The 23510-nt window shown below is 49.1% G+C and carries 22 protein-coding genes and 1 riboswitch; of the genes, 16 read left to right on the top strand and 6 right to left on the bottom strand.

The genetic code is table 11. From position 1 onward, the window contains the following. Positions 1 to 64: 64 nt before the first annotated feature. The 3 genes from PCH05_RS09740 to PCH05_RS09730 all read left to right on the top strand — a co-directional run bounded on the left by PCH05_RS09740 (position 65) and on the right by PCH05_RS09730 (position 4379). Positions 65 to 1009 (top strand): ABC transporter permease, encoded by a 945-nt coding sequence (locus PCH05_RS09740; RefSeq protein WP_127602186.1) that lies wholly within the window; start codon positions 65 to 67, stop codon positions 1007 to 1009. A 12-nt stretch (positions 1010 to 1021) separates the two neighbouring features. Then, the gene (locus PCH05_RS09735) at positions 1022 to 1900 is read left to right on the top strand and encodes a carbohydrate ABC transporter permease (RefSeq protein WP_127602185.1); all 879 of its coding nucleotides are present in this window, start codon (positions 1022 to 1024) and stop codon (positions 1898 to 1900) included. Between the two features lie 91 nt (positions 1901 to 1991). After that, complete coding sequence (locus PCH05_RS09730; RefSeq protein ID WP_127602184.1) at positions 1992 to 4379, top strand: helix-turn-helix domain-containing protein; 2388 nt, start codon at positions 1992 to 1994, stop codon at positions 4377 to 4379. Between the two features lie 95 nt (positions 4380 to 4474). Here the strand turns inward: PCH05_RS09730 and PCH05_RS09725 are convergent, their stop codons facing one another. Then, entirely contained in the window at positions 4475 to 5662 is a 1188-nt protein-coding gene (locus PCH05_RS09725; protein WP_127602183.1) for a multidrug effflux MFS transporter, read from the bottom strand. 427 nt (positions 5663 to 6089) lie between these two features. On the opposite strand from PCH05_RS09725, the gene PCH05_RS09720 reads away from it, so the two are divergent. Continuing rightward, complete coding sequence (locus tag PCH05_RS09720; RefSeq protein ID WP_127602182.1) at positions 6090 to 6875, top strand: class I SAM-dependent methyltransferase; 786 nt, start codon at positions 6090 to 6092, stop codon at positions 6873 to 6875. A gap of 198 nt (positions 6876 to 7073) precedes the next feature. Here PCH05_RS09720 and PCH05_RS09715 read toward each other — a convergent pair whose 3' ends face one another. Then, positions 7074 to 8057 carry a serine hydrolase domain-containing protein gene (locus tag PCH05_RS09715; protein ID WP_127602181.1) on the bottom strand — a complete coding sequence of 328 codons (984 nt, stop codon included), beginning with the start codon at positions 8055 to 8057 and terminating at the stop codon, positions 7074 to 7076. 442 nt (positions 8058 to 8499) lie between these two features. Between PCH05_RS09715 and PCH05_RS09710 the strand changes: the two genes are divergently transcribed. Together PCH05_RS09710 and PCH05_RS09705 are read left to right on the top strand one after the other, a co-directional pair. Then, positions 8500 to 8865: a BlaI/MecI/CopY family transcriptional regulator gene (locus PCH05_RS09710; RefSeq protein WP_218030519.1), complete on the top strand. Its 366-nt coding sequence runs from the start codon at positions 8500 to 8502 to the stop codon at positions 8863 to 8865. An 18-nt stretch (positions 8866 to 8883) separates the two neighbouring features. Further along, a complete protein-coding gene (locus tag PCH05_RS09705; protein ID WP_307719523.1) occupies positions 8884 to 10929 on the top strand; it encodes a M56 family metallopeptidase in 2046 nt (681 codons plus the stop codon). 49 nt (positions 10930 to 10978) lie between these two features. Here the strand turns inward: PCH05_RS09705 and PCH05_RS09700 are convergent, their stop codons facing one another. After that, positions 10979 to 11230 (bottom strand): hypothetical protein, encoded by a 252-nt coding sequence (locus PCH05_RS09700; protein ID WP_127602179.1) that lies wholly within the window; start codon positions 11228 to 11230, stop codon positions 10979 to 10981. Positions 11231 to 11458: 228 nt separating this feature from the next. On the opposite strand from PCH05_RS09700, the gene PCH05_RS09695 reads away from it, so the two are divergent. Both PCH05_RS09695 and PCH05_RS09690 read left to right on the top strand, forming a co-directional pair. Then, positions 11459 to 12409: a sigma-70 family RNA polymerase sigma factor gene (locus tag PCH05_RS09695; protein WP_127602178.1), complete on the top strand. Its 951-nt coding sequence runs from the start codon at positions 11459 to 11461 to the stop codon at positions 12407 to 12409. A 163-nt stretch (positions 12410 to 12572) separates the two neighbouring features. Then, positions 12573 to 13013, top strand: coding sequence for a VOC family protein (locus PCH05_RS09690; protein WP_127602177.1), 441 nt, complete (start codon positions 12573 to 12575; stop codon positions 13011 to 13013). Between the two features lie 228 nt (positions 13014 to 13241). On the opposite strand, the gene PCH05_RS09685 is transcribed toward PCH05_RS09690, so the two are convergent. After that, positions 13242 to 14219, bottom strand: coding sequence for a hypothetical protein (locus PCH05_RS09685; protein WP_127602176.1), 978 nt, complete (start codon positions 14217 to 14219; stop codon positions 13242 to 13244). A gap of 246 nt (positions 14220 to 14465) precedes the next feature. Continuing rightward, complete coding sequence (locus PCH05_RS09680) at positions 14466 to 15320, bottom strand: sulfurtransferase (RefSeq protein WP_127602175.1); 855 nt, start codon at positions 15318 to 15320, stop codon at positions 14466 to 14468. A 244-nt stretch (positions 15321 to 15564) separates the two neighbouring features. On the opposite strand from PCH05_RS09680, the gene PCH05_RS09675 reads away from it, so the two are divergent. The 8 genes from PCH05_RS09675 (at position 15565) to nagZ (ending at position 22514) form a co-directional block, all read left to right on the top strand. Further along, positions 15565 to 15888: a rhodanese-like domain-containing protein gene (locus tag PCH05_RS09675; protein ID WP_307719521.1), complete on the top strand. Its 324-nt coding sequence runs from the start codon at positions 15565 to 15567 to the stop codon at positions 15886 to 15888. Positions 15889 to 15954: 66 nt separating this feature from the next. Beyond that, on the top strand, positions 15955 to 16524 hold the full coding sequence (locus PCH05_RS09670) for a sulfurtransferase TusA family protein (protein ID WP_127602173.1): 570 nt from the start codon (positions 15955 to 15957) through the stop codon (positions 16522 to 16524). A gap of 37 nt (positions 16525 to 16561) precedes the next feature. Continuing rightward, a complete protein-coding gene (locus PCH05_RS09665; protein ID WP_127602172.1) occupies positions 16562 to 16957 on the top strand; it encodes a DsrE/DsrF/DrsH-like family protein in 396 nt (131 codons plus the stop codon). Positions 16958 to 16984: 27 nt separating this feature from the next. Beyond that, complete coding sequence (locus PCH05_RS09660) at positions 16985 to 18142, top strand: MBL fold metallo-hydrolase (protein ID WP_127602171.1); 1158 nt, start codon at positions 16985 to 16987, stop codon at positions 18140 to 18142. A 13-nt stretch (positions 18143 to 18155) separates the two neighbouring features. Beyond that, a complete protein-coding gene (locus PCH05_RS09655; protein WP_127602170.1) occupies positions 18156 to 18383 on the top strand; it encodes a sulfurtransferase TusA family protein in 228 nt (75 codons plus the stop codon). A 359-nt stretch (positions 18384 to 18742) separates the two neighbouring features. Then, positions 18743 to 19543, top strand: a complete 801-nt coding sequence (locus PCH05_RS09650) for a sulfite exporter TauE/SafE family protein (protein ID WP_371860535.1) — start codon at positions 18743 to 18745, stop codon at positions 19541 to 19543. 91 nt (positions 19544 to 19634) lie between these two features. Next, positions 19635 to 19694: riboswitch (Fluoride riboswitch) on the top strand. A gap of 104 nt (positions 19695 to 19798) precedes the next feature. Further along, the gene (locus PCH05_RS09645) at positions 19799 to 21157 is read left to right on the top strand and encodes a voltage-gated chloride channel family protein (protein WP_127602168.1); all 1359 of its coding nucleotides are present in this window, start codon (positions 19799 to 19801) and stop codon (positions 21155 to 21157) included. Between the two features lie 37 nt (positions 21158 to 21194). Then, a complete protein-coding gene (gene nagZ / locus PCH05_RS09640) occupies positions 21195 to 22514 on the top strand; it encodes a beta-N-acetylhexosaminidase (protein ID WP_246049435.1) in 1320 nt (439 codons plus the stop codon). Between the two features lie 61 nt (positions 22515 to 22575). On the opposite strand, the gene PCH05_RS09635 is transcribed toward nagZ, so the two are convergent. Beyond that, positions 22576 to 23469, bottom strand: coding sequence for a DMT family transporter (locus PCH05_RS09635; RefSeq protein ID WP_127602167.1), 894 nt, complete (start codon positions 23467 to 23469; stop codon positions 22576 to 22578). Positions 23470 to 23510: the final 41 nt, after the last annotated feature.

Raw genomic sequence — 23510 nt, 5'->3', positions numbered from 1 at the left:
TTTCTAACCAGATTCGAACAGAGAGGCAGGGAAACCGATGTGGCAGCTGAGCAGTAACAAACGAATGAACAAGCGTTCCGCCAAGAACGCGTCCGAACTGTCCACCGGACAGACAATCCGGAAGGTTCTCCGCCGGAATTGGATCATTTATTTGATGGCTCTTCCGGTGATTGCTTACTATCTTATTTTTCATTACGGTCCGATGTATGGACAACAGATCGCGTTTAAGGATTATTCGCCGGCCAGCGGCATTTGGGGCAGCGAATGGGTGGGCTTCAAGCATTTCGACAGCTTCTTTAACGGCGTTTATTTCTGGAGGCTGATCCGGAATACGCTACTGCTGAACGTATACGACCTAATTTTCGGGTTTCCGGCCGCCATCATCCTGGCATTGCTGCTGAACGAAATCCGCCGGATGAAGTTCAAGCGCTTCGTACAAACCATCTCCTATCTGCCGCATTTCATTTCGATCGTCGTGGTGGCGGGGATGATGTTCGATTTTCTGAGCCGCGACGGCCTGATCAACCAGCTGCTGGGCCTGATCGGTTTCGAGCCGATCGATTTCCTGAAGGAGGCGGGCTGGTTCCGGTTTATTTTCGTATCCTCCGGCATCTGGCAGGGCATCGGCTGGGGATCGATCATTTATTTGGCGGCCATTGCCAATATCGATCCGACGCTGTACGAAGCGGCGAAGATCGACGGGGCGAATAAATGGAAGCAGGCTTTTCATATTACGATTCCAGGCATTATGCCGACGATCGTGATCATGCTGATCTTGAACATGGGACATCTGCTGTCGGTAGGAAGCGAAAAAGTATTGCTTCTATATAATCCGCTTACCTACGAGACTGCCGATGTCATTTCAACGTATGTGTACCGCAAAGGCGTGCTGGAAGCCAACTACAGCTTCACCACGGCCGTCGGCTTGTTCAACTCGGTCATCAGCCTGATTCTGATCGTGTCCGCCAATGCCATCAGCAAACGCGTATCCGAAAATAAACTGTGGTAAGGAGGCCAAACGATGGGCGCACAAACGACAGGTGAAAAAATATTCGGCGTCGTCAACACGATACTGATGCTACTGCTTTGCTTCATAACGTTATACCCGTTTTTGTATGTTCTGTTTGCCTCTCTCAGCGAGGCGCCGGCTTTCATTCAACACCGTGGTATTCTCTTGAAGCCGCTCGGGTTTAATTTTGAAGCCTACAAAGCGGTGTTCGATAATCCGATGATCACGAGCGGTTATCGGAATACATTGTTTTACGTCGCGGCAGGTACCGCGATCAACTTATTCATGACGGCGCTTGGGGCCTACGTGCTTTCACGGCGCAGCCTTTATTTCAAAAATATTCTCATGTTCGGGATTGTGATCACGATGGTGTTCAGCGGCGGCCTGATTCCGAACTACATCCTTGTCAATAAGCTGGGTATGATGAATACCCCATGGGCACTGCTGATCCCCGGTGCGATCTCCACGTTTAATCTGATCATTATGCGTACCGCGTTTCAAGGCGTTCCAGTATCGCTTGAGGAATCGGCCAGAATTGACGGGGCGGGCGAGCTGACGATCCTTTTCCGGATTGTGGTTCCGCTGTCCATGCCGGTTATCGCCGTGATGATTCTCTGGTACGCGGTCGGACACTGGAATTCATATTTCTCCGCACTCGTGTATTTGAGGGACCGGACACTATATCCGCTGCAGCTCGTCCTGCGGGAAATTCTGATCGCGAACTCGACCGATTCCATGTCGACGGGGGTGGCTGCCGACGATAAATACGCGATTGGGGAGACGATCAAATACGCCACCATCATCGTCTCGACGCTCCCGATCATCTGTCTGTATCCGTTCCTGCAGAAGTATTTCGTCAAGGGCGTTTTGATCGGTGCCATCAAAGAATAAATCAGTGACCAGCCCTGCCTGCTGCATTATAATGAACGTAATCGTTCGCTTTTGCGAAAAGTCATAATGCATTAACAAGGGGGGATGCTTGTTGAAATGGCTGCTTCGTCCACTCGGAATACGAAATTTGAAAAGCGTATGGATGACCATGCTGATCTCGAATCTGGTTCTTTTGCTTATTCCCGTTTCGATGGGCGCCTTCTTGTATACCAAAGTGGAGGCCAGTCTGGAAAACGGGGCCAACCGGTCCAACAAAGCCATGCTGGAGCAGCTCAAGCTGTCCTTGGACGGCAAGCTGAATGAAGTGGAAAAGCTCGTTCAACAAATCATTTTTGACCCGAAGCTGGAGTATCTGTTGAAGCTGAGCGGAGATCCGGAGAGTGCGGATCGTTACAAATTTATCGAGTTTATGAGAAACACCATGTCCCGTCCCGGGAATATTACGAATTTTATTTTGGATTACTATGTGTATTTCGATAAAAGTGATCTGATCCTCAAGACAGGACTCATGACGGATTCACGAAAGTTTTACGACATGTATTACAGCTATCAGGGCATGCCTTACGAGCAGTGGCGGGACGACATGCTGCACCAATATCATTCGATGGCCTATCTTCCAACTTCCACGCTGCTGCGGCGGGCGGAATACGATCCGATGGAAAGCCTGGATAAAAAGCCGGCTAACGTCGTGACGTTCATCCAGTCCCTTCCCGGCCGCGACAGAAGTGATATCAAAGGCAGCTTTGTCGTCCTGATCGATGAAAGCCGGATCAAGGAAATGTTCGCGCAGATCGAAACCGCGAGCGACAGCTCGATATACATCGTGGACGGCGGCGGAAGAACGATTATGGCGACGGACCGGGAACCGCTTCCCTCAGGCGTGCTGTCCAAAATCGAGGGCGGGGGCGGCTTGTTCAATCAAACCTTGAACGGAGATGAGAAGATCGTTTCGTATACCCCTTCCCAAAAAGAAGGATGGAAATACGTCCTCATTACCCCGCGCAGCGTGTTCATGCAGCAGGTGATTCTCATTAAACGTTGGGCCATGATCCTGTTCGCCTTGTGCCTGTTCGTCGGCATGTCCGCCGCTTTTATGATTACATACCGCAACTACAGCCCGCTGCGAAGAGCGGTCAATGTCATTCTGCGCGGCAAGGATTGGAGCGGTAAGCCATCCGTCAACGAATACGAGTTTATCCTGCAGACGATCGAAGGCTCGCTGCACGAAGAGAGGAATTTGCGCAGCCTGCTGGCCCGCCAAACCCCTGTCATCCGGTCCAATTATCTGTCGCGGCTCATCCGCGGACAGATGAACGTGGATACGTCGGATAAGGGCGGCCATTCCTTGCGGTTTATGAATCTGGAGTTTGTAAGCGATTACTTCTCGGTCGTTCTGGTTCATCTGGACAGCATCGAAAGGTTTAACGGGGGGCAGGACGAGGAGCAGTGGGCCCTTGCCAGGTTCATTATCTCGAACATCGGAACGGAGCTCATTCCGAGTCCGCATAAATCATTCGCCGTAGAGCTGGACCGCGATCGGATCGCTTTTCTGATGAACTTCGATGTCATGGAGGGCGCCGAAGCGGAACTCGTCGTGAAGCTGATGTGTGAATCCCTGAAAAACGTGATAGAGCAGCGTTTTAAAATGGATATTACGGTGGCCGCCGGCCAGCCTCATTCCGGAGCGAAAAGCATTGGGGAAAGCTATGCGGAGGCGGTGGCCGCCTTTGAATACCGCATTATCCGCGGCAGCGGCACGATTATTTATTTCCGGGATATTCAGACCGTCCACGCGCACTACTATTACCCGATTGATATCGAGGTACAGCTGATCAATTTCGTCCGCAGCGGTGATGCGGATAACGTGCTGAAGCTGCTGGATACCATCTATATGATGAACTTCGAGTCCGGCTGCATGACGCCGGAGATGGGGCGCTGCTTATTTTTCAACATCACAAGCACGTTCCTGAAAATCATCAACGCGACCGGCACGGAGCCGAACGAGATTTTGGGCCCGGACATCGATCTGGTGAAGGATATCTTCTCGTACGAGACGGCCGAAGGAATGCACCGGCGGACGAAAAAGCTGTACCAGCTGTTGACGGAATCGCTGGTCACGGAGCGGACCGATCACAGCGCGCAGCTGCAGCAGGAGATGGAGCGGTTCGTGGAAACCCATTTCACGGATCCGAATATGGGACTTGGCATGGTGGCGGACCGCTTCGGCATGACCCCGCAATATGTCTCGACGTTCTATAAGAAGCAGAGCGGCCAAAACCTGAGCGATGCGATCGTCCGCAAACGGATCGAGCTTGCCAAGCAGCATATGGGAGACAAGGATCTGACCAACGGGCAAATTGCCCAGATGGTCGGTTACACGAGTGATGTCGTGTTTATCCGCGCATTCAAAAAGCTGGAGGGTGTGACGCCGGGCAAATACCGCGAAAATATGCTGCCATATGCAGACGATGCTGGATGAATCTACAACATTGCATGAAAATGAGTTTAATAGAAAGAACCCGCCATGTGGCGGGTTCTTTCTGCTGGTTTCAGCATCATTAATCCCATATCGGATTATGCCGTTGCGGTCTTCGCAAGCCATCGGCTGATGAGGACCATAGCCGCGGTCAAGCCAAGGAAATACAATGGCATCGTCGCCAGCGATCCATTGTGCAGCAAGCTCATGCCGCTTGTGATCAGGCTGATGATCAGGTAGTAACCCAATCCGAAAATGGCTCCGGCCGTGCCGAGAACATCCCCGTAACGGGTCAGCGCCAGACTAAGGCAGTTCGGGAGCGACATGCCGATGCCGAGCAACAGGATGAAGGTACAGATGACCATGCCCGTTAATGTCCCCGCGGAAGCTTGCATGCCAGACAGGGTAAGACACAGGAGGCAAAGGGCTCCGAGAGCTGCGATGAAGGAGCCGGTCAAGATCATGCTTTGCGGCCCGCGGCGGGAAGTCCACTTTTTGGACAGCATCGCGCCGCCAATGGAAGACAGAGCGACAAATATCCCGAAGAAGCCGTAGACACCGGGATTCATATGAAAATATTCGATGAAAATAAACGGGGCTTCCGCATAATAGCTGAATAGGACGCCGTTAGCCGCTCCGATGAGACAGCCATACGCCCAGATTCTGGAGTCCGTGAGAAGGCGCTTGGCCACGGATGATATTCGGATATTCGCCGGTATCGTCACCCTTGTTTCGGGTAGGGCGTTCCATGCATAGGACAGGAGCACGATGCTTATCAGCACCAGCACGAAGAAGACGGCTTTGAAGCCGAGCGCCTGGTCTATCCATCCGCCGATGAGTGGCCCTAACGCCGGCGTAAACGCGAGCGCGGCCGATATTTGCGCGAACAATGCATGGCGCTTGGCTGCATCGTAGCTCTCCCGCAGCATCGTTTGCGTGACGACAGAGCCTGTGCTGGCTCCGAAAGCCTGGATGCAGCGGCATGCCATCAGCCAATCGGCGGAATTCGCGAGATAGCAGCCGAAACTGCCCAGGCCGTATACGAGAATTCCCCACAACATGGCGGGCCGCCGCCCGATGGAATCCGAAAGTCTTCCCCAGCAAAAAACACCGATGGCGAAGCCTAAAAAGTACACGCTGAGCGTAAGCTGGATCACGTTATTGCTTGCGCCCAAGTGGCGGGCGATGTCCGGCAAGGACGGCGTATACATGGTTTCGCTCATCTGTGGAAAACCCACGAGAACAATCAACAATAATAATGACGGTTTTGAGATTTTTCTTTGCACAGCTCATATCCCCCTTATATTTCGAAAATCTCAATCAGCTGGCAAGGAAATTACGGGATCGGGGGTTTGCATTTGATTAATCTGGAAAATGAAAGCATAAGGAACACACCTTTTGACTTAAGAATAAGGGGGACAAACTGGTTTGTATTATAGCAAAATTTTTGGTGAAAAACAGCAAAATCCATACAATATGCCAGAGGCTGCTTGGTTCGTCGAATCGAACGGGGGCGAAAGCAATGATTGCAAACGACCTGCTATCATAAGCGCCTAATCGGAGTAATGGAGCGTATTTGCATGGCATAATTTACAATCTTCATGATCTGTGATAAGTTATTTTTGTACCGATAGTCGGGATGAGGTTTTACTAGATGAAACATATATGCTTTTTGAAAACTTAGTTATAATGGACCTTCAAGGAGGAGAGGTTATGTCGGAAGATTTGGTGAAAAAGCAGGTAAGGCAGCAATTTGCCCGGAATGCGGAAAAGTATGTGACGAGCGCACGCCACGCCAACGGTGAGGATTTGGCCATGCTCGTGTCCTGCTCCAAAGCCGATGCTCTTATGAATGTGCTCGATATTGCGACAGGAGGCGGCCATGTGGCCAATGCGTTGGCACCGCGGGTTCGGCATGTGACGGCTTATGACTTGACCCGTGAAATGCTGGAAGCGGCGGAGCGGTTTATCCGCGGCAATGGCCACACCAACGTAAGTTATGTAACGGGGGATGCGGAGCAGCTGCCGTTCGAGGATGCCTCCTTTGACCTGGTTACCTGCCGAATCGCCGCGCATCATTTTACGGATATCCCCGCTTTCGCGGCGGAAGCACTGCGGGTCGTCAAGCCGGGAGGCAAGCTGCTGCTGATTGATAATGTGGCTCCCGAGCAGAATCGTTATGATGCATTTTATAATGATATCGAAAAGCGGCGGGATGTAAGCCATGTGAGAGCATGGAAAAAATCGGAGTGGATTCATGTGCTCGAAAAAACCGGCTTCCGCCTCGAGACGCTCAGCTGCTTTCCGAAGCCGTTCCGGTTCCAGGATTGGTGCGAGCGGGCCGGGCTGCCGGAAGCGGATCGAGATGCGCTGGAGAGAAGTCTGCTGGAGGCCGAGGAGGATGTTCGCGGATTTTTCTCGGTGGAAGCGGATGAAACGGGAAGGCTTTCAAGCTTTACAGGCGAAGCCGTCTATATTCAAGCTGTCCGGCCAGAATGAGCAGACGGCGACTTTTCTTAGCAAATGCGCAAGCAGGGGGACGATAAAGTCATTCAATTTTATTCAAAAAAAAGGCCGATCAAGCATCCTCGCGGGGGAGGGCTGACGGCCTTTTTATGTTCATATCAGACGGTTACAGGTTGCTTGTCCTAACCTGCAGCATCCTCAAATTCGTCTTCGTCGCGGACATTCAGGATATCAATCTTCGATCAACATTTCCATAAGCTGGAGACCGAGCGCCGCCGTATTCGGCGTGACCCGGTTGCTGAGTGCGATAACCGTGAAATCCTGCTCTAGATGGCGAATGAACGTGGAAGTAAAACCATTGATTCCCCCATGATGGAAGAGAACGGGGAAGCTTGTCTGAAACCAACCGTACCCGTAGGGGTGGAAGTGCTGAGCATTCATGCCTTGAGAAACATGGTGATCGAACAAACGATGGTGGCGAAGCGCATGGTCCAATCGGTAGAGATCGTCGATCGTTGATAGGAATCCCCCTGCCGCATGAACGTTCGACATGTCGATATAGGATGCTCGTATCATTCTGCCTGAAGAATCATACTCATACCCGCTTGCGCAGTTTGGTATGATTGTGCGCGAATCGTCCAGACATGTATGCTCCATCCCTGCGGGAAGGAACACATGCTGCTGCACACATTCGGCGTAGTTCATCCCACTGATCGCTTCAATCACTTTTCCGAGCAGAATATAGCCCGAATTGGTATATTCGAACTGTGTTCCTGGCTCGAAGTTCAAGGGAAGGGCACTGAATAGTGCCATGAGCTCATCAAGGGTATGCGGCTGCAGCGAGAACTGTGGGAAATCCGCAAGCATGACAAGGTTCGGAATGCCTGACCGATGGGTAAGCAAATGCTCGATCGTGATCTTGCTCCACTGCGGATACGCTGGCAAATAGGTTGTTACGCAATCAGTGGTCCGAAGCCGGCCATGCCGGACTAGGGTCAAAATGGCTGCAGCAGTGATCGGCTTTGAAACGGAGCCTATGCGGTAGACGGTTTCGCGCTGGTTCGCTGCGCCTAGTTCGACACTTGCCAGACCATATCCCTTTGCGAGAATGATGTTTTCATGTGCGGCAACCAGTACGCTGCCTTTGAATTCCTCTGATGCTTTCAAGGACCTGATATGTCGTTCGATTTTATTGCGTTCATGTATGATGTTCATCAATTAATGCACCTCTTATCTTAGTATTTACGAGATAAAAGGTTTAGGGTTAGGCTGGGTATCAATCAAAAGACATTCCGCCTTTCTGAAGGTAGCATTAGGAATACCATCGTATTCCATATACATTATTATCATGCTCATCGGAAGGCTGTCAACGTTCGCTGGCTGAAGGCCACAACAAATCACGTATGGCCAACCTGCCACGCCCCCCGGGCTTGCGGTCCACAAGATTTCCCTCCTTATTTCTACCGTGGCTACAGAATATCGATTATAAAACACCAATCGCTTGATCTTTCCGAATACTTAAATTCTTCGATGAACGATGAATGAAGAAAATGTAATAAAAAACATAATAACCATATATAGACAAATGAGTCTACAAATTATAGACTGGGATGAGAAGAAGCGGTCTATGAAATGTAGACCAGAGGGGGGCGTGTAAATTGGGGAACATCAGACTGACGGAAACGGAAGGGAAATTCGCGGAAAATTAATTTGGGACCATGAGCCGATCTCGTCTGGAGATTTAGTCAAGTTGTGCGAGTCAGAGCTAAACTGGAAGAAATCGACCACGTACACCATGCTAAAACGTATTGAGAGTAAAGGGATCTTTGCTAACCAAAATGGTGTTGTCGTCGCGATTATCCAAAGGGATGATTTCTTTGCCGAGCAAAGCAATCAGTTTGTGAAGGACACTTTTAATGGGTCATTGCCAAAGTTTTTGGCCGCATTCACCAAAACCCGAAAGCTGAGCGAGAGTGAAATTGATGATGTGCTAAAACTGATCAACGAGCATAAGGAGGGATAATCCGTGGCTCAGCTGTTTATGCATACGTTAAACATGAGCATTACAGGGATTTATGTCATTTTGTTCGTGATCGTGGCGCGAATGCTGTTCAGAAAAATCCCCAAGATTTACTCCTATGCGCTTTGGTCCGTCGTCTGGTTCCGGCTCGTATGCCCAGTATCTTTCGAGAGCGTATTCAGCTTCATCCCTGCTCAGGCACAACGTGTTCCGCTTAACAGAATCTACCCGCAAACGCCTCCCATGCAAAGCGGAATCACCGAATTGGAAGCCCAAACGGCGAATCCCATGTTGCCCGCATCTACTCCTCTTGCTTCACCAGATGCTAATCTCAGTTCAACTCCCGCCAATCTATGGTTCGAATTCGGCCAGTATGTATGGCTGTTCGGAATTGTTTTGCTGATCGCATTCAGCATGGTGACCACGGTACGACTTCATCGGAAATTACAGCATGCAGTCCCCTTATTTAATAATATTTATGAAAAAAGCGCAATGACGACGCCCTTTGTGTTCGGCTTTCTTCGTCCCAAAATTTATCTGCCGATCGGTCTGAACGATAAAGAAAAAGCTTATATCATCAAACATGAACAAGTTCATATCCAAAGGCTGGATCATATCATTAAACCTTTGGCGTTCGCCGTCCTGTGCATTCACTGGTTTAATCCGTTGGTCTGGGTGGCATTCTTCCTCATGAGCGATGACATGGAGAAATCCTGCGACGAAAGTGTTATTAGACAATTGGGCAGTGGAATAAAAAAGGACTATTCGACTTCGTTGTTGACCTTGTCTACCGGAAAACGCTTCATAGGCGGATCTCCTCTTGCATTTGGAGAGAGTAGCACGAAAGGGCGAATCATCAATATCCTTCATTACAAGAAGCCGGCATTTTGGGTTGTAATCGTGGCAGTCATTGCCGTCATAGCCCTTTGCGTAGGACTCATGAGCAATCCGCGAAAAGCGGAATTAACCGTCAAAGATTATGCTGAGCAATATATCCACCAGAAAATGAAAGGCTTTAAAGATGTGAAGATTGTCGATAGCCAAATGACTAAATTTGAAAAAATAGCGGAATTCGACGACCTGCTTCCAACGCCTGTGGAAATCTGGGCGCTTGAATACCGCCTGAAACCGGAAGATCCTAGCAAGTTGATCGTGACCGAAGGGATGAGCGATGGTTACATTACCGAAGAAGGAAGCATGGGAAAGCCGATGCTAATATTTTCGGTTACAGACTCGACACCGCAGTATCTGGGCGTGATCGGAAGCGGGGAGTATGATATGAAGACAACATCCGGACAGAAAATGGCGCTTCGCGTATTTCTGGAGGGGAATGGGCAGCTGCCTCATGAGACCTATCCAGGAAATCACATCCTGGTGAAATTCCCGTTGTCCACGGGAGAAACAAGCCAGCTTTTATTATCCCAGCCCGTTGTTCAAGGCGATGCGGGGATTTGGTGCGTGGAGCGATGGAAGGATACCAACGGGAATGAATATTACAATACGCCCCAAACGGAGATGGCGATAGCGGATTATTATGCCAGTTTGCAGATGCAAGCGGCAAAAGGGGAGGCACCCACTCTTCTTGACCCCTTACAGGTCGCCCTTCAGTATATCAATGAAGATCTTGGTCAACATGTGACCAAAGATCAACTGGTTGCGGACCATAATGCTACGGCTAAGGACTTTGCGATCACGCCTGAAAGCACGTTATTGGGATATGTTCTGAACTTTAGCGTGGACGATGATTCTTTTGATTTTGATAAAGCCGAATGGCTTACGCTGAAGGATTCCGCACGATTTAAAAACTTGAACATCAATCCGGACGTGGATATGCCCGGTGGGTTCTATGTTCTCAGCAAAAGCACCGATACGGAACCCCTTAAAGTGACGGTTGAAACGAAGTACATCCTCCTTGACCCGGAGAGCGGGGGCGCGAATCAAACCAAAGTCGTAAGCAAGCAAGCCTTCATGGATCATTTCAAGCCGTATCCCGAGTCCGGAATCCTGTGCACTATTACTTCAAAAGACGGTTATGTGACCAGTATTGCAGAGAAATATTTGCCGTAACTGGACTTGATTGATGTTGACAACTTATGATGTCGGCGTGCTTACTCGTCTAAAAAAAACTATATTTCTTGCCCCGTCGGGTTTCAATGAACTTCTTAATCCCTTTATACATGAGCCAAGCAATGATTAGTAATACCACTGGGGCTAGTTCAGGAGCTAGCAGCGCCATCATCGAAACAGCAAGTTCATAGTAAACAAGGAAATCTAAAATGCCTATTACGGCAATGCTCATGATCAAATACTGGAACTTGCCGTATATATAACCGATTTTGAAAATCAAATATTTCATGATTTTTAACATGATTTCGTACCTCCTTTCTTTTCCATGAAAATCAAAATATTTGGGTTGTATTCGCTTAGAAATTGCTTTGAGTAATATGTAGATATCTTGACTGTTTGTATTTCCATAATTTATATAATCATATATGAATCTGTTTGTTGCCGCCACTTTTCACCAAACATCCAAAATATAATGGAACAAAACGGTCTATACGGTATGTGAATGTCTCAATCATAAGGGGGAATTGGCATGGATGAAGATAAGCAGGGGGCCGATGTTCATCGATTCATAACCGAAGCCAGAAATGGCGATTTCAATGCATTTCGCCAGATCGTGCTTCAATATTCTAACGCTATGCTATCCGTTGCTTTCAGTATTATCGGGGACTTCCATGAAGCGCAGGATGCAACGCAAGAAGCTTTGATTAAGTGTTATCGTCGATTACATACCTTAGAGAATCCTTCGAAATTGGGCAGTTGGTTATACGCGATTGTTTATCGAACAAGTCTTGATTTCGTAAAAAAGAAAAAACAAACATTGCCTTACGAAGAAGCAATTGCCCCATCCATTAATAATGTTGATCGATGGTTAAATCAGTATATGGCGCAAGAAATGATTTGGAACGCTATGCAAAAATTAGAGGAGACCAGTAAAACAGCCATTATGCTGTATTATTTAAGCGAATGGTCAATGAAAGAAATCGGTCAATTCCTGAATATTTCCTTATCTGCTGTGGAAAGCCGTATTCGTCGGGCCAAGGAAATACTGAAGCGGCATCTCACCGGCGATTTCGAGCCTTATATCCGCCTGCAGCGTCTAGATCGGAATTTCGAACAGAGAGTCTCGGAAACAATACTGAGAAACGCCGGGCATTTCTATATTCCTGTACGTCATCGAGAGCAGATATCCGACTGGTTTGTCCGTCATTTTCAACTGGGAATCAGCAGACATGGCAACCTTTTAATAGAGTCGGGACATGAATTGTATTTGCTGGAATGCCATCCCCATCTGCCAAGCGAATTGCCCTTACTAGCCTTTGAGGTGTCCGATATAGAGGAGCTGTGGCATAAGCTGCAACATGACGAAATCAAGTCGGAGTTGATCCAAACGAACAAGTTGATCGGCAAACACTTCGTTTTCTACGACCCGGATGGAAATGCGTATCATGCAGTTGAAAATAAAAGTAAAAAAAGAGCTTGAGCGTGACGGCTTTGATCAAGTTAGATCGTCTATATCTAGATAGAATGAATCAAGATCATTACATCCTTGACGCAAGAATCCCCCGTGGATCAGGGAATGAGAGGTAATTACTATAATTCATTCTATGTAGAAACAAGAATTATGAAGAGAGGTGGAACTGTTCATGGCCAAAAAAGAACTAACCAAAACAGAGGAGCAACAAGCAACACGAGCACCGATGTTAAAAAGGGTGTCTCACAACTATTTACCCGTATCTAATTTGGAACTTGCTTCCAAGTGGTACAGTGAGACACTTGGACTTTCCGTAAGACCCCGGGGATCTTTCGACCCTGCCATTCTCGTGCTCGGTAACGGGCAATGGCTGTTCCTGCTGGAAACGAAAGAGAAGAGGACGGCAAATTTCCTGACGGATCAATGGGAAGGCGAAAAGTATGAAATGTTCTCACTGACATTCGAGGTTGAGAATATCGTAGAGGTCCATAAACGAATTCGCGAAAGTGGCGTCTACGTGGAACCGATAAGCGACCAAGGCAGCTGTGGTTTGCAATTTAAATTCAAAGATCCGGACGGAAACAAGTTCAACGTTTGGCAGGACGCAGAATAATAATGTAACGGGTTGTCTGGTTGATCTCAAGTTGACCGCCTGGATTAATGAGGCAAGGCTTGAATTCGCTCCAGCCTGATTCACAAGGCCCCTTCGTTATACGTACATCAATAAAGGCCGGTTCTCCTTTGTGTGGAGTTTCGGCCTTTAGCCTTTGCCTTTATTTAACGAGAACGCGCACACGCTCGGAGCATCATGTATACGTATTTTTAAGTGAAACCATCTATGTTACTTATAAACTGTAAACGAGCCGTTATTTCGATCCTGAAACACGAGATATCCCTTAACACTACCGATGTAATCTGAATATGTAAATTCGTCATTACCGATTTGATGTAACTCTGACCCGTCTAATTGAATAGCGAATAATCCACTTTTATTTCCATCTAGAGACTCGGCCGTGAAATAAGCCCATCCATTAATAATATCCACTGGCTCTAAAGCCCAACCATTTATCTTTCTCACCTTTTCAGTATTCTTAAAGAAGAGATGGAGATAGGACGCCCCTGACTTTAGATCCTTCTCTGTATAGACAAATGAATCTGAGTCAACATCACCAATATAGTCGGAATATCCGACTTCGTAAGCAGATAATACTTCCTCGCCTTTATGCTCGGACTCCTCTTCTTCCTGACGTTCGATATACTTTTCTCCAGTCGACGGCCACGGTTGCCGCACTAATGGAAAATATATATCGTCTCCCATATCTAATGGTCCAGTACTAGCAATGTAATATCGATACTTTTTATCTCCCTCATCCAACACGGTTGGACTAACTCTTACTCGTGACTTCCCACTCATAGAGATCCGGTAAACGGATGGCTCTATAGTCATACTGCCTTTAACATAATAAATACTATTCTTTTTTAGGAAAAAATACTCGATGTCCCCCTCGTTTGTAAGTCTCTTTAGTTTATTGGACGAAATCTCAAGTTGGTAAATATCACTTTTGCGATTTTCATCATACTTCAGTAGGAACACATAACCATAATTCTGATACATGACGTTGCCATAGCTCCCTGATAGCACAGAGGAAGTCTTCGTCGTCTTGGAATCGATACCTGTTTTAAATATACCTTGTTCACTCTTTGTCCAGTAAATAGTCAAGGATTCCTTAGGTTTCATCATGGCAACTTTCTTGAGTGTTATTTTTAGTTCAGGTACGTTGCCGGGACTTGGTGCTGTTCTAACGGCTCCGGTGAGCATTGAAACTACAAGAACTCCTGCAATAAGAAAAAGGATTATTCGTTTAATTAATCATCACGCCTTTACAAAATAATACAATTATTATTAATACTTCAATTCGACACCATCTGATTATTTCCTTCTGAGCCTTCAACGCTGCAATCACTTTCATCATTGTGAGTGGACTCCATGTTGACTTACGACCATAAAAAATACACCGCCGGGGTATAGAGACCTCATGGCGATGTATTCAAAAGCCGCATCCTGCTATTCCTTGCTCGGTTGTTCTTCATCCCCGGTCGCTATCGGGTTATCACTGTAACTAATCCAGTCACTCCAGCTTCCCGAATACAGCTTCACATTCTCATAACCCGCTTCCTTCAGTCCGATGAAATTCGGACAGGCCGATACGCCGGAGCCGCAGTATACGATGATTTCCTTGTCGGCAGGGAACTCCTTGTAATGATCCGCAAGTAAATCGGATGAGATCCATTTGCCGTCCTGCCCGATAAGCAGCTTCCAGAACTTGTTTCGAGCTCCGGGAATATGGCCCGCCACCGGATCCAAGGTTTCATCGAAGCCCTGATAGCGGCGCGGATCTCTGGAGTCGATCACGATCACTTCATCGTTTCCCGCAGCCTCACGTACATCTTCCATGCTGGCCAGCATTTCGGGTTGCAGGGTATATGTATAGCTTGCAGGCACGCGGATCGGCTGATCTGCCGCAACCGGATAACCGGCGCCTTTCCAGGCGGTGAAGCCTTCATTCATGACATAAGCCTGTTCATGTCCCAAGTAGTTTAACAGCCACCACAAACGGGATGCATACATGCCGCCTTGATCATCGTAAGCGATGACCCGGGTTTCGGGCGTAATTCCTTTTTGGGCCAGGGTACGGCTGAGCTGTTCCGGATCCGGGAGGGGATGGCGCCCGCCATGATCGCGAACCGGGGACGAGAGGTCTTGCTCGAGATCCAAGTAGACCGCACCGGGAATATGCTCCTGCTCGTAGGTATCTCTTCCAGCTTCCGGCTTGCCGAGCTCGAAACGACAATCAACGATCGTCACATCAGGCTCGTACATCCGGGCCAGCACCCAAGGCTTACTTACGACAATACTCATACAAATGCACCGCCTTCATAAATAGATGAATAATGCCAGTATACATCGTTTGCATCCAAGAAAAAACAGGTTCCCAGAGTAATGGGATGAGTATGGATGTTTCAACGGACTTGACAGGGAACTACGAACGAGATAGAATGAATACCCGTAGGGGTATTACGAGGCCGAAAAGAATCCCCTGCATTTTTTACGGCCTGATTAATACCCTATGGGGTATATTCAAAAGGGAAGGAGGCTGACAATGATGCTCAACCAATTATGGACTGACATCACGCCGCAAGAAGTTGAAGCGTTACTACAGAATAGCCGCGAAGATGTCGAGTTCATTGATGTCCGGGAATTGACGGAATACAAGGAAGGACATATCCCGGGAGTGAAGCTGATTCCGCTTAGCCAGCTCGAGGTTCGTCATGATGAGATCGACCGCAGCAAAGAAACGGTTATGATTTGCCGCAGCGGCAACCGCAGCCGCCAAGCCTGCGAATTTTTATCCTCTCATGGACACCGGAAGCTCCATAATATGACAGGCGGCATGCTGAACTGGCACGGTGAAACGTCCAGGGATTAACCGGTCGATAGGGTACACGAAGGAAATGACTCGATTGTTCGAAAGCTTAGTGAGGAAGGTGAAGGTATGGATATTAAAGTTGACCGCGTTGTGGATGCCCAAGGGCTGGCATGTCCGATGCCAATCGTCCGCACCAAAAAGGCCATGAACGAGCTGAACACCGGACAAGTGCTAGAACTGCAAGCTACCGATAAAGGCTCTGTAGCCGATATCCAGGCCTGGGCAAATTCGACGGGCCATCAGTTTTTGGGTACGAAGCAGGAAGGCCATGTCTACCGACATTATGTACGAAAATCGGAACCTGATGAAGTGAAGGAAGAAATGACGTTCCCACATACCGTGCACAATGATGAACTGGAACGCTTGCTGAATGGGAATACGGAGATCCGTGTAGTGGACGTCCGCGAACCTGCCGAATATGCTTTTGGCCATGTCAAAAACGCGCTGAACATTCCGCTTGGCGAGCTGGAGCAGCGTCTTGGCGAATTGATTCCCGGCAGCGAGCTCTACATCATTTGCCGGACCGGCAACCGCAGCAATCTGGCGGCGAACCTGCTGGAGGAAAAGGGCTTTAAGAATATTAAGAACGTCGTTCCCGGCATGTCGCAGTGGAACGGCGATGTAGAACGGGACTAATGAAATCTATAACAATCTATATTGGAGGAATGTAAAAATGGCAACAAAAGTAGCAATTATCGCAGCAAACGGTGGCATGTTCGACGCATACAAGGTATTCAATATCGCAACGGCAGCGGCGGCAAGCGATGCGGAAGTCGGAATCTTCTTTACCTTTGAAGGATTGAACCTGATTCATAAGCAAGCCCATCATCAGCTTCCGATGCCGGCAGGCGCTGAACATTTCGCGGAAGGCTTCCAAAAGGCCAATGTGCCATCCATTCCGGAACTGGTATCGATGGCTCAGGAATTGGGCGTAAAAATCATTGCTTGTCAGATGACAATGGACGTGATGAACCTGAAGGAAGAAGATTTTATCGACGGCATTGAGGTCGGCGGCGCCGCGACCTTCATTGATTTTGCCAAGGATGCGAACATTTCCTTGTCGTTCTAACACCCCTATTTTGGAGGAGGAAAAATCATGTCAGAAGAGACGAAACCAACAACGATCACCAGAATGACGCCGCATGAGCTGACACAAATCGTCGCCGGACATGAGGAATTGTTCATCCTGGATGTTCGTAATGAAACGGAATTTAACGATTGGAAAATCGAAGGCGAAAAGATTGAAATCATCAACATTCCTTATTTCGATTTGCTCGATGGGATCGAGCCTGCATTGGAGCAAATTCCGGATCATAAGCGTCTCCTGGTCGTCTGCGCCAAAGAAGGGTCATCCCAGTTTATCGGGGAACAGATTGCCGAAGCCGGACGCGAAAATGTATACTACCTCGAAGGGGGCATGAAGCTCTGGAGCGAGCATTTGGAGCCTGTAAAAATCGGCGATCTCATGAGCGGCGGAGAGGTTTACCAGTTCGTTAGAATCGGCAAAGGCTGCCTCTCTTATATGGTTGTTTCTGACGGTGAGGCCGTGGTGATCGATTCGGCGCGTATGATCCAGCCTTATCTTGATTTTGCACAAGCGCGTGACGTACAGATCAAGCATGTCCTGGATACCCATCTGCATGCCGACCATATTTCAGGCGGACGTGAGTTGTCTAATGTGACCGGAGCTGCTTACTGGCTGCCGCCCAAAGATGCTGACGAAGTCACTTATCCTTATAACGAGCTTGTGGAAAACGGAGATATCCGAATCGGAACTGGGAACGTGAACGTCCATCCGATATATACACCGGGCCATACGATTGGAAGCACGTCCTTCCTGATTGATGATCAGTATTTGCTTACGGGAGATATATTATTTATAGCTTCCATCGGCCGGCCGGATCTTGCCGGAAAGGCGGAGGATTGGGTCAGCGATCTGCGGAATTCGCTGTATGAGCTTTACGGCGGCCTGCCGGAGCACCTGATCGTGCTGCCAGCCCATTTCGGCAAAGTAAACGAGCTGGATGTACAGGGCAAGGTGTGGGCTAAACTAGGGGATCTGTTCAGTACGAACCCGGGCCTGAATATAAAAGACGAAACCGATTTCCGGAAGACCGTGACGGAGAACCTGCCTCCGCAGCCGAATGCTTATCAGGAAATCAGGCAAACCAACATGGGTAAAATCAACCCGGACGAAGAGGAGCAGCGTGAAATGGAAATCGGTCCTAACCGCTGCGCCGTACATGACAACTAAGGAGGGGATTTCCATGAACGCAGATAAAGTATTGGACGCCAAGGGACTTGCCTGCCCGATGCCAATCGTCAGAACGAAGAAAGCCATAGAGGAGCTGGAGTCCGGACAAATTCTCGAAGTACAGACAACCGACAAAGGCTCGCAAAAAGATATGACCGGCTGGGCGAACTCGACCGGACATCAGTTGGTTGACAGTAAGGCGGAAGAAGGCACATATACGTTTTGGATTAAGAAAAAATAAGCTGATGACGAAAAAACAAACACTCCGTTGCACCGGAGTGTTTGCGGTTTTCAATCTTTCTTGGATGACCTCTAATTGTGATACACGATTCTTATATTGAGATGGCAGTAGGTTTCCTCGGTATAATGCTCGTTGGGACAGCTCTTGATACAGCGAAGGTGATCGGTAGTCGCCTGCAGTTTTTCAGAGCAATCCGGGCAACGGTCTTGAAAAAGACGTCTAATTTTATGAAGCAATTCAAATCACCATCCTATTCACATTGAATTACTTGGATATATTATAACGCGTATGGTTTCATTAGTATAGTGTTCTGGATGAAGTTTATTCGAAATTGTGACCAGCAGGGAGGTGTTACGAACGTGGATGCAGCAGGCTACATCATCATGTTTCTCATCGGCCTGGTCGGCTCCTTCTTTTCCGGTCTTCTCGGCATTGGAGGAGCGATTATCAACTATCCTCTGCTGCTGTACGTTCCCGGGCTCCTTCATGCGGGAAGCTTCACGGCCAAAGAGGTGGCGGCCATCAGCATGTTCCAGGTTTTCTTTTCCTCGCTTGCAGGTATCCTTGCATTCAAGAAGCAGAGCAAAACCGAAAAGCCCTTGATGCATAAAGGACTGATTACCAATATGGGGGGCAGCATCCTGGTCGGCAGCTTGGCGGGCAGCGTCAGTTCAAGGTATTTGCCGAGCGACACGATCAACATCGTGTACGGGGTATTGGCGGTGATTGCCGTAATCATGATGCTGATTCCAAACCGCGGAAGCCGGGAACATGTCGAGCTTCAATCCATCACCTTTCAGCCGGTGATTGCCTCGGTTGCGGCTCTAATGGTCGGCATTGTATCGGGTATTGTGGGTGCAGGCGGATCGTTCATTCTGATTCCCATCATGCTGACCGTGCTGCAAATTCCGACCCGGGTAACCGTTGCTTCCTCGCTTGCGATTGTGTTCATTTCCGCAATCGGCGGGGTATCGGGCAAGCTGATTGGCGGGGGAATCCCGCTGCTGCCAACGCTCTTTACGGTTATCGGGAGCGTCATGGGCGCTCCGTTTGGCACCCGTGTCAGCCGCCATTTGAACGTAAAATATTTAAGGGTTGGACTTGCCGTACTGATCGCCGCGACCGCGATTAAAATCTGGTGGGGGATCTTTGCTTCATAGAAGCGGGCCGGACGACCATCAGGACATGATAAACGGTACACTGCAGTTGACGAAATCCGATGCACTCGTATACAATGTAAACAGCAAATCATGGTAACGAGGCGATGGAGTTCGCCATAACCGCCGCAAGGCTGATGACTCCTACCAGTGAAAGAATCACACACTGGTAGGAGTCTGTTTTGTTTTCAGTGCTCCTGCCAAGCGTGCGCCGTATTCTTTTACATATCGTTGAGGAAAAGGGGCATAACTGAATTGATGAATCAGAATAAATTTCCGAATATCCAAAAGCTTTCGAATCTGAGTCATGCAGCATTGTTTCGCAGTTTCTTTAAATGGATCTGGCTGGGAGGCGTTGTAGGGATTTTGAGCGGGTCGGCTTCGGCCATCTTCCTGATCGCGCTGGAATTCGTGACAGATACCCGGCTGGAGCATCCCTGGCTGCTGTATTTTCTTCCGCTGGGCGGGGCTTTGGTCAGCTATTTGTATTGGAAAGTGGGCAAGAACAGCTCCAAAGGCAACAATTTGATCCTGGAACAGATCCATAACGGAAATGAGGCTATTCCGCTGCGAATGGCTCCGCTGGTGTTATTCGGCACGCTGATCACGCATTTGTTCGGAGGTTCAGCCGGGCGCGAAGGAACCGCAGTACAAATGGGAGGGAGCCTGGCGGAACGCTTCGGCCTTTGGATCAAGGCCGGTGCAGCAGACCGCAAGATTCTGCTGATGTGCGGCATTAGCGGCGGCTTCGGCTCGGTGTTCGGAACCCCGCTTGCGGGAACCCTCTTCGGTTTGGAAGTCATCGCCATTGGCCTCATTCAGTACGAGGCATTGATTCCCTGCTTTACGGCCAGCTTTGTCGGTCATTTGATCACGACGAAGCTGTGGGGTGTGTCGCATGTCCAATACCCGCAAATGATAGCACCAGCTCTCAGCTTCTCGGTGCTTCTCAAGGTAACGGCTGCGTCGCTTCTGTTTGCGCTGGCAAGCATTTGCTTCAGTGAGCTAACGCATGCGCTGAAAAAGCTGTTTACGCGGTGGTTCCATCATCCCGCCCTGAAGAGTGCAGTAGGCGGCTTGATTGTCATCGGCCTGGTATTTGTCATTGGCTCCCGCGAATATTTGGGTCTCAGCATCCCGCTGATTTCGGACGCCTTAAGTCAGTATGTTCCTGATTTTGCTTTCCTATGGAAGCTGATCTTGACTTCGGTTACACTAGGAGCAGGGTTTCAGGGCGGCGAAGTCACGCCGTTGTTTGCGATCGGCGCGACTCTCGGGCACACGCTGGCGGATGTTTTCCATTTATATGGTCCATTTTTGGCCGCGCTTGGTTTTATTGCGGTGTTTTGCGGGGCGACGCATACGCCGATAGCCTGTTTTTTGATGGGGATCGAATTGTTCGGTTCGAGCGGAGCGGTTTATATGTTTATCGCCTGCCTTATCAGCTATCTATTTTCGGGATACAGCGGCATTTACACCTCGCAGCGTATTGGCATATCCAAAAGCCATTTGATACAGGTACCTCCGGGCACGACGCTTGCGACCCGGCGAAATCTGATGCACAAGAACCCTTCAAAGAAACAACCCGAAACGGACCAAGAAGGGCAAGAAGAGTGAATACTGCAGACTCTCGGGAAGAGAAAGGAGCATGAACATGAAGAGGATATGGCAGCTCGGCATGACCCTGATGCTTGCCGGAATGTTAACCGCCGGATGCGGGGGAGGAACGGATTCGGCCAAGCCGGGGACGGGAAATGCATCGAATCAATCCGGGAGCCAAGATACGCAGGGTTCCTCGAATACCAATGAGCCCAATACGCCATCCGGTAATCAGGAAACGCAGCCGGAGGATGTGAATAAAGTGCCTAATGATCCGGCGCTGGAACAGCTGAACAAGCTCACGACGGAGGAGAAGATCGGGCAGCTGGTTCTTGTCGGTATGGATGGGGTCAAGAGCAGCGATGCGACGAGGGAATTGATCGAGAAATATCATGTCGGCGGATTTATTTTCTATAAAAACAACATTGAGAGCACCAAGCAGGCACTCCAGTTGTTCAATGATCTCAAGGCGGTTAATAAATCCAACCCCGTGCCGCTCTGGATGAGCGTCGATGAAGAGGGAGGGCGCGTATCCCGCATGCCTGCCGATTTTGTGAAAATACCTGCGATGAAGGCTATCGGACAGAAGGATAGCACGGAACTGTCAGGCGGAATCGGGCAGACGCTTGGTCATGAGTTGTCAGGATTTGGCCTTAACATGGACTTTGCTCCAGTACTGGATATTAATAGTAATCCGGACAATCCGGTTATCGGAGACCGGTCATTCGGCAACAAGGCCGATCTGGTCAGCAGAATGGGGATCGCCACGATGGAAGGCATCCGGGCACAGAAGGTCGTTCCGGTCATCAAGCATTTCCCCGGCCATGGAGACACCTCCGTCGATTCCCACACCTCGCTTCCGGTCGTGAATCATGATCTTTCCCGCCTGCGCAAGCTGGAACTCGTTCCTTTTAAGGATGCGATCCAACATAAAGCGGAGGTCGTCATGATCGCTCATCTACTTATGCCGAAGATCGACCCGGATTATCCGGCATCCTTCTCGAAAAAGATCATCACAGACTTGCTGCGCAATGAATTGGGTTATCAAGGCGTGGTGATCTCGGATGATATGACGATGGGTGCCATTGAGCAAAATTATGAGATCGGAAAAGCTTCGGTGAGCGCCATTCTTGCCGGAGGTAACATCATCCTGGTCGGACATGATTACGATAAAGAGAAGCAAGCGATTGCGGCGTTAACCGCAGCCGTTAAAGACGGCTCCATTTCTGAGGATGTGCTGAACAACCGGGTTTATGCGATTCTGAAGCTGAAACAGGCTTACGGACTATCGGATAAACCGGCAGCCGGCCCGGATGTACAGGCGATTAATGCGGATATGAAAAGTTTGCTGAAGAAATACGGTTTGAGAAAATAAGAAAAGAGCAGCCCGGAATATTCCGGGCTGCTCTTTTTTATGAACGAACAATGATGTGCCGCTATGTATACGAAGAGCCCCGGGCCATCTTCCGGAAGCCGAACAGCTTTCTCGCATCCAGCTCTGATAGCGCTACGCCAAGCAGCACCATGGCCGCACCGAAATATCCCTGAATTGTCAGCGATTCATGCAAAAAAACAATGCTGAACACGGCCGCGACAACCGGCTCCAGCGCGAAAATCAGGCCGGTATGGGTTGGTGTGGTATACTGCTGCGCGATGGCCTGGAGAACGAAACCGATTGCGCTGCACACGATGCCAAGAGCAAGTACGGCGATCCAGCCTGAAGTGCTTCCCGGTAATTTGGGCGACTCGAACAGCAAGGAAAAGATCAGGCCGAAAGAAGCGGCAAATCCCAGCTGAAGAATACCGACGTTCAGTGAATCGGTGTTTTTCGCGGCTTTGCCGGTCATGATAATATGCAAGGCAAACAGAAGCGCAGCGAGAATACACCAGGCATCGCCGGATTGCAGCGTGGCATGAGGCTTCAAGGTAAGCATACCGATCCCGGTCATCGCAAGGAGTATGCCTGCGACAAGGCGCTTGTCCGGTTTGGTTTTCATGAACAAGGCCGACAAGACCGGCACAAAGATCACCGTCAGGCTCATCAGGAAACCGGCGTTGGAGGTCGAGGTGCCGCGCAGCCCGAGCATAATGGAGGCGAAGACGCCGAACAGCAGCAATCCAAGGAACAGCGAGTAGAGTATGCTTTTACGGTCTGCAAGGAGGATTCTCTTGAAAAATAGTGAGCCTGCCGCAATAAATGCCACGCCGAAGCGAAGTGCGATCAAGTTAAACGGCTCCAGTGAGTTCAAACCGACTTTCATGAATAAATAAGAGGATCCCCAGAAGAAGGTCACCATAAGAATGATTAAATCTGCCTTATATTGTTTCATCGAATATGTTCCAGCCTTTACATCATGAAGTCAATTTCATA

The sequence above is a fragment of the Paenibacillus chibensis genome (genome assembly GCF_004001045.1).
GTDB classification, from domain to species: Bacteria; Bacillota; Bacilli; order Paenibacillales; family Paenibacillaceae; genus Paenibacillus_AQ; species Paenibacillus_AQ chibensis.
Note: the sequence above shows the minus strand (reverse complement) of the source record. Positions and strands in the feature narration are given on the sequence as shown.

Excerpts from the sequence above, each read along its gene's own strand:
- PCH05_RS09655 (WP_127602170.1), top strand. The coding sequence starts at position 18,156 with ATGAACGCAGATAAAGTATTGGACGCCAAGGGACTTGCCTGCCCGATG.
- PCH05_RS09720 (WP_127602182.1), top strand. The coding sequence starts at position 6,090 with ATGTCGGAAGATTTGGTGAAAAAGCAGGTAAGGCAGCAATTTGCCCGG.
- PCH05_RS09715 (WP_127602181.1), bottom strand. The coding sequence starts at position 8,057 with ATGAACATCATACATGAACGCAATAAAATCGAACGACATATCAGGTCC.
- PCH05_RS09705 (WP_307719523.1), top strand. The coding sequence starts at position 8,884 with ATGCATACGTTAAACATGAGCATTACAGGGATTTATGTCATTTTGTTC.
- PCH05_RS09700 (WP_127602179.1), bottom strand. The coding sequence starts at position 11,230 with ATGTTAAAAATCATGAAATATTTGATTTTCAAAATCGGTTATATATAC.
- PCH05_RS09665 (WP_127602172.1), top strand. The coding sequence starts at position 16,562 with ATGGCAACAAAAGTAGCAATTATCGCAGCAAACGGTGGCATGTTCGAC.
- PCH05_RS09695 (WP_127602178.1), top strand. The coding sequence starts at position 11,459 with ATGGATGAAGATAAGCAGGGGGCCGATGTTCATCGATTCATAACCGAA.
- PCH05_RS09740 (WP_127602186.1), top strand. The coding sequence starts at position 65 with ATGAACAAGCGTTCCGCCAAGAACGCGTCCGAACTGTCCACCGGACAG.
- PCH05_RS09735 (WP_127602185.1), top strand. The coding sequence starts at position 1,022 with ATGGGCGCACAAACGACAGGTGAAAAAATATTCGGCGTCGTCAACACG.
- PCH05_RS09675 (WP_307719521.1), top strand. The coding sequence starts at position 15,565 with ATGCTCAACCAATTATGGACTGACATCACGCCGCAAGAAGTTGAAGCG.
- PCH05_RS09645 (WP_127602168.1), top strand. The coding sequence starts at position 19,799 with ATGAATCAGAATAAATTTCCGAATATCCAAAAGCTTTCGAATCTGAGT.
- PCH05_RS09670 (WP_127602173.1), top strand. The coding sequence starts at position 15,955 with ATGGATATTAAAGTTGACCGCGTTGTGGATGCCCAAGGGCTGGCATGT.
- nagZ (WP_246049435.1), top strand. The coding sequence starts at position 21,195 with ATGAAGAGGATATGGCAGCTCGGCATGACCCTGATGCTTGCCGGAATG.
- PCH05_RS09680 (WP_127602175.1), bottom strand. The coding sequence starts at position 15,320 with ATGAGTATTGTCGTAAGTAAGCCTTGGGTGCTGGCCCGGATGTACGAG.
- PCH05_RS09685 (WP_127602176.1), bottom strand. The coding sequence starts at position 14,219 with ATGCTCACCGGAGCCGTTAGAACAGCACCAAGTCCCGGCAACGTACCT.
- PCH05_RS09635 (WP_127602167.1), bottom strand. The coding sequence starts at position 23,469 with ATGAAACAATATAAGGCAGATTTAATCATTCTTATGGTGACCTTCTTC.
- PCH05_RS09690 (WP_127602177.1), top strand. The coding sequence starts at position 12,573 with ATGGCCAAAAAAGAACTAACCAAAACAGAGGAGCAACAAGCAACACGA.
- PCH05_RS09660 (WP_127602171.1), top strand. The coding sequence starts at position 16,985 with ATGTCAGAAGAGACGAAACCAACAACGATCACCAGAATGACGCCGCAT.